The organism is Methylobacterium sp. FF17 (assembly GCF_025813715.1).
Lineage (GTDB): Bacteria > Pseudomonadota > Alphaproteobacteria > Rhizobiales > Beijerinckiaceae > Methylobacterium > Methylobacterium flocculans.
Map to the genome: position 1 here is coordinate 4,762,643 of NZ_CP107532.1, position 12,701 is coordinate 4,775,343.

Sequence of the window (12,701 nt, forward strand, 5' to 3'; positions counted from 1 at the left end):
TCATTCTCGAAACGTGGCCGGCGAACCAACCGCCTCCATGTGTGTTGTCACACGGGTCTCTTTCCAAGAGACGATGGATGGGCTAGCACTGATGCTCATGGGTGCGCTGCAACAAGTTCTCGTTGTCGACGATGGCCATCGCGCCGTCGATCATTCGCTCGCCGCCGAGCTCGCCGAGCTCGGTTATGCCAGCGTCACCGCCTCGCTCGAGGCTGCACACGACGTGCTCGCGGTCATCGCGCGCCCGGCCGCCATCCTGCTCCAGGCTTCCTCCCGGCGCGATCCGGCCTATGACCAGCTCTCCGAGCGCCTGCGCGAGCAGATGCGCCAGGCCGGCATTCCGGTAATCGTGGTGGACGACGCGATGGGACGCCGGTCCGGCACCTGTATCGATCTCCAGAGCCAGATCGGCCCCTACGTCCTCAACCAGCCCGACCTCTGAGGAGCCGGCCGAAGCGGCCGGATCCAACCACTTCCGTTCCCCGCGAAAAGGGCGTGCCGGCGGCGCGCCCTTTTCGCGTCGTGGGGTCAGGCCGCCTTCTTGCCCCGGGCGATCTTCGAGAGTTCGCGCAGGATCGAGGTCGTGATCTTCAGGCGCTCGGGGATGGAATCGAGTTCGCGGATGAACACGATGCTCATGTCGGGCCGGACCTTAGCGAAGGAGGCCTGACCGCCGACGAAGGCCACCAGACCCTGCGGGTTGGCGAAAGCCTTGTCGCGGAAGTGGATGACGACGCCCTTCGGCCCGGCCTCGACCTTCTCCACGTTGGTGTCGCGGCACAGGATCTTGATGGTGACGATCTTGAGGAGCTGCTCCACCTCCGGCGGCAGCGGGCCGAAGCGGTCGATCAGCTCGGCGCCGAAGCTCTCCATCTCGGCGTCGTTCTCGAGGGTCGAGAGCCGGCGGTAGAGCCCGAGGCGGACGGTGAGGTCCTCCACGTAGTCTTCCGGAATCGTGACCGGCGCGCCCAGCGCGATCGTAGGCGACCAGGCCTCCTCCACCGGCTCGTCGATGCCGGCCTTGAGGGCGGTGACCGCATCCTCCAGCATCTGCTGGTAGAGTTCGTAGCCGACCTCCTTGATGTGGCCGGACTGGGCGTCGCCGAGCAGGTTGCCCGCGCCGCGGATGTCGAGGTCGTGGGAGGCCAGCTGGAAGCCGGCGCCCAGGGTGTCGAGGGTCTGCAGAACCTGCAGGCGCTTCTCCGCCTGGACCGTGAGGGTGCGGTTGGCCGGGGTCGTGAACAGCGCGTAGGCCCGGGCCTTGGCGCGCCCGACGCGGCCGCGCAGCTGGTAGAGCTGGGCCAGACCGAACATGTCGGCCCGGTGCACGATGAGGGTGTTGGCGGTGGGGATGTCGAGGCCGGATTCCACGATGGTGGTGGAGAGCAGCACGTCGTACTTGCCCTCGTAGAAGGCCGTCATCACGTCCTCCAGCTGCCCGGCCGCCATCTGGCCGTGGGCGACCGCCACGGTGGTCTCGGGCATCTCCTGGTCGAGGAAGCGCTTGACCTCGGCGAGATCCTCGATGCGCGGCACCACGTAGAAGGACTGGCCGCCGCGATAGCGCTCGCGCAGCAGGGCCTCGCGGACGAGGAGCGGATCGAACGGCGTCACGGAGGTGCGCACGGCCAGGCGGTCCACCGGGGGCGTCGCGATGATCGAGAGTTCGCGGACCCCCGTCATGGCGAGCTGCAGGGTGCGCGGGATCGGCGTCGCCGAGAGGGTGAGCACGTGCACGTCGGCCTGGAGCGCCTTGAGGCGCTCCTTGTGGGCCACGCCGAAATGCTGCTCCTCGTCGACGATGATGAGGCCGAGATCCTTGAAGGCGACGTTCTTGGCCAGCAGCGCATGGGTGCCGACGACGATGTCGACGGTGCCGGCGGCGATGCCCGCCCGGTTCTGCTTCATCTCGGCGGCCGGCACGAAGCGCGAGAGCTGCGCCACCTGCACGGGCAATCCCTTGAAGCGCTCCGCGAAGGTCCGGAAATGCTGGCGCGCCAGGAGGGTGGTGGGCACCACCACCGCCACCTGCTTGCCGCCGAGCGCCCCCGCGAAGGCGGCGCGCAACGCCACCTCGGTCTTGCCGAAGCCGACATCGCCGCAGACGAGGCGGTCCATCGGCCGGCCGGCGTTGAGGTCGGTCAGCACCGCGTCGATGGCGTTGGCCTGGTCCTCGGTCTCGTTGAAGGCGAAGCGCGCCGCGAACTCGTCGTAGAGCCCCTCCGGCGCGTGCAGGCGGGGCGCCTGGCGCACGAAGCGCTCGGCCGCGACCCGGATGAGCTGGCCGGCCATCTCCAGGATGCGCTTCTTCATCTTGGCCTTGCGGGCCTGCCAGGCGCCGCCGCCGAGGCGGTCGAGGGCCACCTCCGCATCCTCCGAGCCGTAGCGCGTCAGGAGCTCGATGTTCTCCACCGGCAGCAGCAGCAGGCCGCCGGCATACTGGATCTCCAGGCAATCGTGCGGCGCGCCCGCGGCCGTGATCGTCTTCAGGCCGATGAACCGGCCGATGCCGTGGTCGGCATGGACCACGAGGTCGCCGGGCTGGAGCGCCTGGACCTCCAGGATGATGTCCTGCGGGCGCTTGGCCTTGCGCTTCTGGCGCACCAGCCGGTCGCCGAGGATGTCGCCCTCGGAGATCACCGCGAGCCGGTCGACGGTGAAGCCGGATTCGAGGCCCCAGACCGCCACCGCCACGTCGGTGCCGCGCTTGAGCGCGTTCACCGCCGTGAGGGTGTTGATGGCGACGGGCTTCTTCAGGCCGTGGTCGCCGAGCACGGAGCAGAGCCGGTCGCGCGAGCCGTCCGACCAGGAGCCGAGGATCACGTGATGGCCGCTGGCCTGAAGCTCCTTCACGTGGGCCACGGCCGCGTCGAAGACGCTGGCGGCCTCGTTCGCGCGCTCGGCGGCGAAGCTGCGGCCCTGGCGGCCCTCGCAATCGATGGTGGCCCGCTCCGGGCTCTCCGGAATCGCGAAGGGCGAGAGCCGGGCGACGGAGGCCGCCGCCACCCGGTCGCGCCACTCGTTCGGGGTCAGGTAGAGGGCGGAGGGCTTGAGCGGCTTGTAGGGCGCGACCCCGGGGGACGGCGCCTTCATCGCCTCGGCGCGGGCGTCGTAATAGTCGCGGATCAGGGTCAGGCGCTCGCCCGCCGCCTCGTCCACCTGCGCGTCGAAGATCATCGGCACGCCGCCGACATAGTCGAACAGGGTGTCGAGGTGGTCGTAGAACAGCGGCATCCAGTGCTCGAGGCCGGCATAGCGCCGGCCCTCGCTGATGGTCTCGTAGAGCCGGTCGTCGCGGTTGGCCGCGCCGAAGGTCGAGAGATAGCCCTGGCGGAAGCGCCGGATCGTCTCGGTGGTGAGCTGCACCTCGCTCATCGGCACGAGGTCCAGCGAGCGCAGCTGCCCGATGGTGCGCTGGGTCTCGGGGTCGAAGGCGCGGATCGACTCGAGGGTGTCGCCGAAGAAGTCGAGGCGGATCGGGTTCGGCAGGCCCGGCGGCGACAAATCGAGGATGCCGCCGCGGACGGCGTACTCGCCCGTATCCCGCACCGTCCCGGTGCGCAGGAAGCCGTTGGCCTCGACCCAGGCCGTCACCGTATCCATCGGCACCACGTTGCCGATGGCGGCCGAGAACGTCTCCACGGCGATTTTTTCCCGCGGGGGGACGCGTTGGATCAGGGCGTTGACGGTGGTGCAGAGGATGCGGGGCTGCTCCTCCGAGGAGCGCGAGCGCGAGAGCCGCGACAGGGCCGTCATGCGCTGGGCCGCGATCGCCCCGTTCGGCGAGACCCGGTCGTAGGGCTGGCAATCCCAGGCCGGCACGCTCATCGCCTCGATCTCGGGGGCGACGAACTTCAGGGCGTTGACGAAGGCGGCCGAGCGTCCGGAATCGCGGGCCACGTGCACGAGCACCGCCGGCCCCTCGAAGTCGCGGCTCAGCGCCCGGGCGAGGTCCGCCACCACCACCGCGTCGAATCCCTCCGGCACGTTGGCGAGCGTCGGGCTGTCGCCGCGCTTCAGGGCGTCGAGGGCCCGGGCGAGCGGCCCGGATTTCGGCAGGGCGAAGCGCGCCGTCTGGGGCTTCGGCGCGGGAGCTTTGGGCTGAGGTTTTGCCATCGGATCGGGGTTTTGAACTCGTGCTGTGCCGGGCGGACCCTGCTGGTCGAAACCGGCCGGTCCGTCCGCCATCCTGCCTCTGAAGGACCGCCTCGGCCGCCGCGAAAGGACGTTCTCCGTTCCCTGGGGCGCGGACCGGGGGAACGGAAGCGCGCGGGGACGAGACCGTATGTATCCCTGAGCCCGGTCCTTACCAGACCCGGGCGGCGGCGTACCGGCGTTAATGCAGCCCACCGCGTGGATCCAGCGCGGCGGTGGTGTGGGTCCGCGTGACCCCGTCCCTTCCTCTTTCCAGGCGCGTCCGTCCCCGCATCGTGGATGCCGCCCGCGTGTCCCCTCTCCCGCAGAGGGAGGAGGGTTGAACCCGCACATCCCCACGCGGCTTCACCCCCGCGCGCGGTTCCGCGCCGGGGGCATGGCCCAAGTTCACCCCCGCGCGGTTCCGCGCCGGGGGCATGGCCCAAGTTCACCCCCGCGCGGTTCCGCGCCGGGGGCATGGCCCAAGTTCGCCCCCGCGCGGTTCCGCGCCGGGGGCATGGCCCAAGAACGCGCCGGACGGGGACGCGGGACGCCGCGGAACCCAGTGTTGCGCTTTATGATGTTGCCGGTTCCCCGGCGTCCCGGGCTCCGGCGTCGCCGCCGGGGCCGTTCGCGTCGCGGTGTCTCCGACGGGGCTCGTGCTGGCGCTAAGTTCGGCGGGTGATGGCTACCCCGCACGCTTCCGAGCGAGCCTTCGTCGCACGCCGCCTCGTCATGGGCGGCGCCGCAGCTATCCTCCGCTGTCCCAGTGACGGGTCGGTCGGCGGGGGCATTTCCTCCCCCGGCGCGCCGCCCTGTCCCGAGCCTACGGTCGTGACGAGCCGTCGCCCGGGGCGGCAGCGACCGAAGCCACCGACGCGGGCACCGCCCCGCCGCCCTTCAGCCCGCCCGGTCGGTCTCCGGTCAGGCTCCCGATTCGTTCCGGGCGGCAGGTGGGGGGATATAGGCACGACATAGGAATATTGTCAAGATCTTTCGCAGGCTCGACGGGCGTTCGCGCGGCCGGCTCGGCGCCCGTCCACGTCGTTCGGCGGCATCGCCCGGATGCGGGATGGTCGGGTCATCGGGTCTCGCGCAGCCACGTCCAGACGTGCTGCACCGTCCCGCGACCGTCGATCCGCTGGGCCACCCGGCGCTGGCCACGCCAGGCCTGGGGAGGGGCGCCGTAGTGACCGCGGAAGCTGCGGCTGAGCTGCGAGATGCTGCTGAAGCCGAAGACCTCGGCCAACCGGCCGATGGTGCGCCGCTCCATGGGATCCGCGAGGGCGTCGCGGACCGCCCTCAGGCGCTCGCCTTGCACGAAGTGCATCACGCCCCCCTCCGGCTCGAACAGCCGGTAGAGGGTGGACCGCGAGACCAGCATCTGCCCGGCGATGAGCTCGGGCGACAGATCGGGCCGCGACAGGTTCGCCTGCACGATCATCCGGGCCAGCGCCATCAGGCCGCCGTCGAGTTCGCGGCCGTCCAGCACGTCCGGGGCCTGCGAGGCATCGAGCAGGCGGTGGAGGAAGGCGACGAACTCGTCGGCGAGCGCCGGGGCCTCGTCGGCGCGCGTGGTCGGCAACCGGCGGTAGATGTCCGAAATGCGCGCCGCCAGGAGCCGGTTGCGGGCCGCATCGAAGCGCAGGTCATGCGCCTCGAGCGGTAGCCCGTGAAGGCGGGTGCAGGGTACGGCGATGCCGATCGCGTCGGCTTGGTCGAGCAGGCCATCGAGCAGGTGGCGGCGGCCGATGAGGGTCACGGTGCCCCGCGAGGCCGAGAGCGGCTTGCCGGCGACCGAGCCCTGGAAGCTGCCGGATCGGTAGAGTTGGACCATGTAGTGGTCGGGACCGGCCTCGACGCGTCGGCGGTCTCGCTGGAGCCGCTGGGTCGAGAGCAGCGTGCGGTGGGTGACGAGGTCGCCGATCTGGTAGGCGACGTTGGTGCCGAACGGCAGCGGGGCGGAGGGCGTGATCGGACTGACCGCGTACATCGGCGCCAGCAGGGTGCGCCATCGCTCGAAGGCCTCCCCGCGGGGCAAGCCCGACGTCGTCAGGAAGAAGTGCGGCAGGCCCGCCTCGAGCGTCGTGTCGTCCGCACTCAACGGGCCGCATCCTTCGCCATCCGACCCGTTCGGTCTCGGAGGTTAGGCATGCGAACCTTGGCGGGGCAAGCCGATGACCGCCGCGCAAGCCCATCCCTGCACCGCAACGCGACCGCGGCACGATAAGTTGATCGCCCGGGTGTGGGCGGAACCACCGCGAACACGGTGGCTGCCCGGGTCGACCCCGCACGCGGCCCGTCTCGGAGAGGCCGAGCGTGAGGCTAATGGATCGGCGCGTCGTGCTTGTGGAACGCCTTGAGGCGGCGATAGACCGGCGTGTCGTAGTTCTCGGGCGTCTCGTCCTCGCCGGTGAGCCAGCGGAACAGGTCGCGGTCGGGTACCTCGATCAGGGCCTCGAAGACCGTGAGCTCCTCCTCCGTGAGGGTGCCGATCTCGGCATCCGCGAAGCGGCCCATGATGAGGTCCATCTCGCGGATGCCGCGGTGCCAGGCGCGAAAGAGGGTGCGGCGGCGGCGCGGATCGAGGTCGGCGCTGGTGCGGGTGGTGCCGGACATGCGGTCAGCCTGTGATGCGGGGATCCCGGGATGCTGTGATCCTTGGATCACCGCATCCCAGGCCCTGCCCCGATGCGGCATCCGTGACGGGACCGGGCCTTCACGGACGTATATAGACAGACCGGTCCGTGCCACCATCCCGATCGCGCGTTAAAGCGGGATCCCGGTCTCCGGGGTCTTCCCGCATCGTCCCCGCCACCGAGCCGCATGACCGACGCCGCACCGCGCCAGCCGCCCCTCCGCCCGAGCATCCTCGATGCCCTGTTCGCGCCCGCGCGCGGATTGCCCGGCATCGGCCCGAAGATGGCGCCGATGATCGAGCGGCTGCTCGGCACCCCCGAGCAGCCGGCCCGGATCGTCGACCTCCTGTTCCACCTGCCCCAGGGGGGCGTCGCCCGCCGGATGATGGGCTCCATCGCGGAGGCGCCCCCCGGCGAGCCCGTGACCCTCGGCGTCACCGTGACGGGCTACCGGGCCCCGCAGCCCGGGGCGGGGCGCCGGCCGTTCCGGGTCCTGGTGGAGGATCCCACCGGCGACATCACCCTGGTGTTCTTCGGCATGCCCCAGGCGCGCGTCGAGAAGATGCTGCCGCTGGGGAGCCACCGCTACATCACCGGGCGCATCGACCTCTGGGACGGCCACCGCCAGATGGTGCACCCCGCCCGGATCGTGGACGAGGCGGGGCTGGCCGCGCAGCCCAGCGTCGAGCCCATCTACGGGGCCACCGAGGGGCTGACCTCGCGGGCGATCTCGAAGCTGGCCCATGCCGCCCTGGAGCGCCTGCCGGTGCTGCCCGAGTGGCAGGACCCGGCCTGGATCGCCCGCGAGGGCCTGCCCGCCTTCGCCGATGCGCTCAGGGCCGAGCACCGGCCCGAGCACGCGCCGCCCCCCGTGCCGGAGGGCGCCACCGCCCCGCCGCGCACGCCGGCCCGGCGGCGGCTGGCCTATGACGAACTCCTCGCCTCGCAGCTGGCGCTCGCCCTGATGCGGGCCCGCAACCGGCGGGCGCCGGGCCGGGCCAATGCCGGGGACGGCGCCTTGAGCGGGCGCATCCGGGCCGCCCTGCCCTTCGGGCTGACGGGGGCGCAGGATCGCGCCGTGGCGGAGATCCGCGCCGATCTCGCCTCCGACCGGCGCATGCTGCGCCTGCTCCAGGGCGATGTCGGCTCCGGCAAGACCGCGGTGGCGCTCCTCGCCATGGCCTCGGCCGTGGAGGTCGGGCGCCAGGCCGCCCTGATGGCCCCCACCGAGATCCTGGCCCGCCAGCATTTCGAGCGCCTCGCGCCCCTGGCCGAGCCCTTGCGCCTGCGCCTCCTCACCGGGCGCGACAAGGCCTCCGAGCGCCGCGCCACCCTGGCGGCCCTGGCCTCGGGCGAGATCGACATCGTGGTCGGCACCCACGCGCTGTTCCAGGACAGCGTGGCCTTCGCCGATCTCGGCGTGGCGGTGGTGGACGAGCAGCACCGCTTCGGCGTGCACCAGCGCCTTGCGCTCGGGGCCAAGGGGGCCGCCGTCGACATCCTGGTGATGACGGCGACCCCGATCCCCCGCACCCTGGCGCTGACCTGCTTTGGCGACATGGACGTCTCGGTGCTCGACGAGAAGCCGGCCGGGCGCCAGCCCATCGCCACCCGCCTCGTCTCCACCGACCGCCTCGACGAGGTGGTGGCGGGGCTGGGGCGCGCGCTCGCCGCCGGCGACCGGGTCTACTGGATCTGCCCCCTGGTGGCGGAATCCGAGTTCGTGGACCTGGCCGCCGCCGAGGAGCGCTTCGGGGATCTCCGCCACAGCTTCGGCGACGCGGTCGGGCTGATCCACGGCAAGATGCCGGGGCCCGACAAGGACGCCGCGATGGAGCGCTTCCAGCGGGGCGAGACGAAGATCCTCGTCTCCACCACGGTGGTGGAGGTCGGCGTCGACGTGCCGGAGGCCACCATCATGGTCATCGAGCACGCCGAGCGCTTCGGGCTGGCCCAGCTCCACCAGCTGCGCGGCCGGGTCGGGCGCGGTTCGCGCGCCTCCACCTGCCTGCTGCTCTATCGCGGCCCCCTCGGCCAGGTCTCGCGGGCCCGCCTCGAGATGATGCGCGAGACCGAGGACGGCTTTCGCATCGCCGAGGAGGATCTGCGCCTGCGCGGCGAGGGCGAGGTGCTGGGCACCCGGCAATCGGGCCTCGCCGCCTTCCGCCTCGCCAGCCTGGAAAGCGACGCGGAACTCCTGCAGGTGGCGCGCGACGACGCGCAGCTCGTGGTCCAGCGCGACCCGGGTCTCAGGAGCGCGCGCGGCCAGGCCCTGCGGGTGCTGCTCTACCTGTTCGAGCGCGAGGCCGCGATCCGGCTGCTCGGGGCAGGCTGATGGGACGATCCGACGTTTGGTTCGCTGCACCGAACGTCCGAGAAGGAGGGTAAAGCAGTCTGCTTCCGGCCGGCCATTGCATCGAAACGGACAGACCCGCGAGGACCGAGTCATTCTGGACGGCAAGATTCAGGATCAGGCTGGTGCCGGTCGCCTTATGCCAGCCATACGCGCCAGCCTTCTCCTGATCCGAGAGGATATGAGCAGCATGATCAGGCGCTACAGCATCTTTGCCGACTATCATCAGTTCTACCTGTGGGATCACGGGGCAAGTCCGGATGTGCCGACAGATTACGCCGAGGCGGATCTGGTCCGCCGCATCAAGACGGGTCCGTTCGTGGTCGTCGTTCAGCCCGAGCGTAACATGGACGTGCCGGTCGAGGTCGAGATCACGGACGAACCGCCGGACCTCGACCTCGACGCTTGGGATCACGTCACCGAGGCCAGCCTCGACCTGCCGTCAGGCAGGCTTGAAATCCACGAATGCACCGGAGGATCGCTCGACGTCCTGGTGGTCTCGCCGGGCACGTACCGGGTGCGGACCTGTCATGGCGGGTTGGGGACGTTGAGCGAGGACCGACTGGACGGGGACGATCACTACCGGATCGTGCTGTGGCCTGCTCCCCTCGCCAACCTTGCCGTGTTGAAGCAGTACGTCGATCCGCGCCCTGCCTTGTAACCAACATCCGGAGCAACGAGCGACCGCTCCCGGGTGCGGCATCGGATGCCGCGAGCGAGGAAACCGGGTCGGTTGCAGACGCCACCAAGCCTCGGGTTTCGACCACGGGAAGCCGGGGCGCGGTTCAGGCGTCGACCTTCGGCGGCGCGCCGTGGGCCGCCCGCAGGGTGGACGCCATGGCGTGGAACTTGGCCTGCGACTCCCGGGCCTGCGGATCGTCCGGCTGGATCACGCCGGCCGACATCACGAGTTTCGCCGCGTCGTCGACGCTCATGGCGATCTCCACGATGTCCGCGCGCGGCAGGTAGAAGAAGAACCCGGTGGTGGGGTTGGGCGCGCAGGGCAGGAACACCCCGACATGGTCGCCCCCCGGGGCCAGGGCGTTCTGCACGTCCGGGGCGGCGGGGGCGGAGAGGAACACCACCGACCAGGTGCCCTTCACGGGGAATTCCACGAGGCCGACCGTGCGGAACGAGGTGCCGTTGGCCGAGAACAGCGTCTCGAAGATCTGGCGCAGGCCCTTGTAGAGCCCCGAGATCACCGGGGTGCGGGCGAGCAGCACCTCGCCGAACTCGACGACGCTGCGCCCGACGAGGTTGGCGGTGAGGAAGCCGAGCAGCGTCACCGCCACGAAGGCGATGACGAGGCCGAGGCCGGGAATCGAGAACGGCAGGTAATGGTCGGGCAGGTAGCTCGCCGGCACCAGGGGCTTCACCCAGCCGTCGATGAGGCTGATGAACCACCAGGTCAGGTAGATCGTGATGGCGAGCGGCCCCGACACGATGATGCCGGTGAGGAAGTAGGTGCGCAGGCGCCCCCGCGCGCTCACCCGGGGGCGGGGCCCGGCCTCGGGTTCGGCGGGGGGAAGGGATTGGGGCAGGGACGGGGGAAGGGTGGGCGCCACGGATGCACTTTCAGCCGGGGGGAACGGCATCTCGGAAGGCCGTCCGCCGTGGACGCGGCGGAGGCCCGTTGCCCGGGCAAGCTTGACCCCTCCCCTAGAGGTAGCCCCTGCGCCGTCGCGGCTCAAGGCCGGCCCGCGTCGCGCCCGCGTTGCGGACCGGGCCCGCGCGGGCCTATTCAGGGGCATGACCGAGAAGCTGACGATCCGCGCCCTGTGCGACCTGGGCCTCATCACCGAGGCCGCCGTGAAGGCGGCCGTCGACGCCTACATGGCCGACCCGATGGCGCCCCCCTTCGTGTTCGAGGCGGGCTACCGCCTCAACCTCGCCCGGGCGATCCGGCGCCATCCGGGGGCCAACGACTTCATCCAGCGCAGCGGCGCCGGCCCCCAGCTGAAGCGGCCCTTCGTGGAAGCCGCGATCTGGGAGGCGCGGCCCGAGCGGGAATGAGCGCCGGGGCCTTCCGCCTCCGTCAAGGACGCGGGCCTGGATCGAAGACAAGTCTGCTTCCGGCGCCCGATCCCGGGGAAGGCTATTGTCGCCTTTCACCGGAATTCGAAAAACGCTGTTCTTGACCCGCGACAGCAGAAACCCGAAAAATACGGGACGATATTCGACGCGATCACGTCGTCGCGGCGTACCGATCACGGGTCTTGCCAGTCACGGGTCTTGCCAGCCGTCCCGATCCCCGTCCGGGGCCGGGCGCCCGGTGAGGGCCGGTGGAGGCGCGCGCCCGGACGGCGTTCGAAGGGATGAACCATGGCGCTTGGGGATCAGGTCGTGTTCGCGAGACTGGATGTCGCCGAGGTCCTGGGGATCTGGCGCCATGCCACGGGCCGCGTCGTCCACGTGCTGCCCGCCGACGGCGGGTCGCAGGTGGTGAATGTCCAGTTCGACGGGCACCGCCTGCTCGTCGGCTACATCGCGGACGTGTTCCAGCGCGTCGGCTGAGCCCGGCTCCCGCCCTTCGACGACGGCGCGCGCCGGCCCGGGGAGACCACACGTCATGACCGCCGGTGCCCAAGCTTCTCGCGATGCGTCCCGCGAAACCTCCCGCGGCACGCTGCCCGGCAACATCCTGCGCCCGCCCCTGCGCAGCGTGAGCCACACCAATGCGGAAGCCGATGTCTGGCGGGCCCTGCGCGCGGAGGCAGAGGCCGCGCTGATCGAGGAGCCGCTCTATGCCGGGATCATCCAGGCGACGGTGCTCGACCAGCCGAGCCTCGTCCACGCCTTCGCCTACCGGCTCGCCCATCGCCTCGGCGACGGCGACCTCGCGCGGCTCTCCACCCGCGACCTCTGCCTCTCCGCCTTCCAGGCCGACCCGCATGCGGGCGACCACGCCGTGCGCGACCTCGTGGCGATCCGCGAGCGCGACCCCACCTGCCGGCGCTACCTCGACCCCTTCCTGTTCTACAAGGGGCTCGCCGCCCTGGAGGGCTACCGGGTGGGCCACTGGCTCTGGCACCAGGGCCGCGCCACCCTGGCGCTCCACATCCAGAGCCGGATCTCCGAGGTGTTCGGGGCCGACATCCACCCCGCCGCGCGGATCGGCTCCGGCGTCTTCATCGACCACGCCACCGGGGTCGTCATCGGCGAGACCACGGTGGTGGCCGACGACGTCTCGATCCTGCAATCCGTCACCCTCGGGGGCAACGGCAAGGAGAGCGGCGACCGCCATCCGAAGATCGAGCGCGGCGTGCTGCTCAGCGTCGGCGCCAAGGTGCTCGGCAACATCCGGGTCGGCGAGGGCGCCAAGGTCGCCGCCGCGGCGGTCGTCCTGCACGACGTGCCCGCCCACACCACGGTGGCGGGCGTCCCCGCCCGCGTCGTCTCGCGCATCCCACCCGCCGAGAACCCGGCCCAGAGCATGGACCAGTTCTTCGGCGACGGAATCTAGGGGTCAAATCGGGCGGAGGGGACCTGAGCCTTGGGTGGGGTTCCGACCCGACCTGAACGCTCAGTCAGTGCGGCTTCTCGGACGCCGTCGTCCAAATGCGTTGCGATCTTCG

Annotated in this window: 10 protein-coding genes; 6 read left to right on the plus strand and 4 right to left on the minus strand. The window is 70.9% G+C overall.

Annotated features, from left to right (window positions below):
* The first annotated feature begins 97 nt into the window (after nt 1-97).
* A complete protein-coding gene (locus OF380_RS22810) occupies nt 98-442 on the plus strand; it encodes a hypothetical protein (protein ID WP_264051450.1) in 345 nt (114 codons plus the stop codon).
* 86 nt (nt 443-528) lie between these two features.
* Here OF380_RS22810 and mfd read toward each other — a convergent pair whose 3' ends face one another.
* From mfd to OF380_RS22825, 3 genes are all read right to left on the minus strand, one after another.
* The gene (mfd, locus tag OF380_RS22815; RefSeq protein ID WP_264047892.1) at nt 529-4,116 is read right to left on the minus strand and encodes a transcription-repair coupling factor; all 3,588 of its coding nucleotides are present in this window, start codon (nt 4,114-4,116) and stop codon (nt 529-531) included.
* 1,099 nt (nt 4,117-5,215) lie between these two features.
* A complete protein-coding gene (locus tag OF380_RS22820) occupies nt 5,216-6,238 on the minus strand; it encodes a helix-turn-helix domain-containing protein (RefSeq protein WP_264047894.1) in 1,023 nt (340 codons plus the stop codon).
* Nucleotides 6,239-6,459: 221 nt separating this feature from the next.
* The gene (locus OF380_RS22825) at nt 6,460-6,753 is read right to left on the minus strand and encodes an FAD assembly factor SdhE (protein WP_264047896.1); all 294 of its coding nucleotides are present in this window, start codon (nt 6,751-6,753) and stop codon (nt 6,460-6,462) included.
* Nucleotides 6,754-6,960: 207 nt separating this feature from the next.
* On the opposite strand from OF380_RS22825, the gene recG reads away from it, so the two are divergent.
* Nucleotides 6,961-9,108 carry an ATP-dependent DNA helicase RecG gene (gene recG, locus OF380_RS22830; RefSeq protein WP_264047898.1) on the plus strand — a complete coding sequence of 716 codons (2,148 nt, stop codon included), beginning with the start codon at nt 6,961-6,963 and terminating at the stop codon, nt 9,106-9,108.
* A gap of 208 nt (nt 9,109-9,316) precedes the next feature.
* Nucleotides 9,317-9,787, plus strand: a complete 471-nt coding sequence (locus tag OF380_RS22835) for a hypothetical protein (protein WP_264047900.1) — start codon at nt 9,317-9,319, stop codon at nt 9,785-9,787.
* Nucleotides 9,788-9,911: 124 nt separating this feature from the next.
* On the opposite strand, the gene OF380_RS22840 is transcribed toward OF380_RS22835, so the two are convergent.
* The gene (locus tag OF380_RS22840) at nt 9,912-10,691 is read right to left on the minus strand and encodes a DUF502 domain-containing protein (RefSeq protein ID WP_404810495.1); all 780 of its coding nucleotides are present in this window, start codon (nt 10,689-10,691) and stop codon (nt 9,912-9,914) included.
* A gap of 184 nt (nt 10,692-10,875) precedes the next feature.
* On the opposite strand from OF380_RS22840, the gene OF380_RS22845 reads away from it, so the two are divergent.
* From OF380_RS22845 to cysE, 3 genes are all read left to right on the plus strand, one after another.
* Nucleotides 10,876-11,139 (plus strand): hypothetical protein, encoded by a 264-nt coding sequence (locus tag OF380_RS22845; RefSeq protein WP_264047902.1) that lies wholly within the window; start codon nt 10,876-10,878, stop codon nt 11,137-11,139.
* A 309-nt stretch (nt 11,140-11,448) separates the two neighbouring features.
* Nucleotides 11,449-11,640 carry a hypothetical protein gene (locus tag OF380_RS22850; RefSeq protein ID WP_264047904.1) on the plus strand — a complete coding sequence of 64 codons (192 nt, stop codon included), beginning with the start codon at nt 11,449-11,451 and terminating at the stop codon, nt 11,638-11,640.
* Nucleotides 11,641-11,695: 55 nt separating this feature from the next.
* Complete coding sequence (gene cysE / locus OF380_RS22855; protein ID WP_264047905.1) at nt 11,696-12,589, plus strand: serine O-acetyltransferase; 894 nt, start codon at nt 11,696-11,698, stop codon at nt 12,587-12,589.
* Nucleotides 12,590-12,701: the final 112 nt, after the last annotated feature.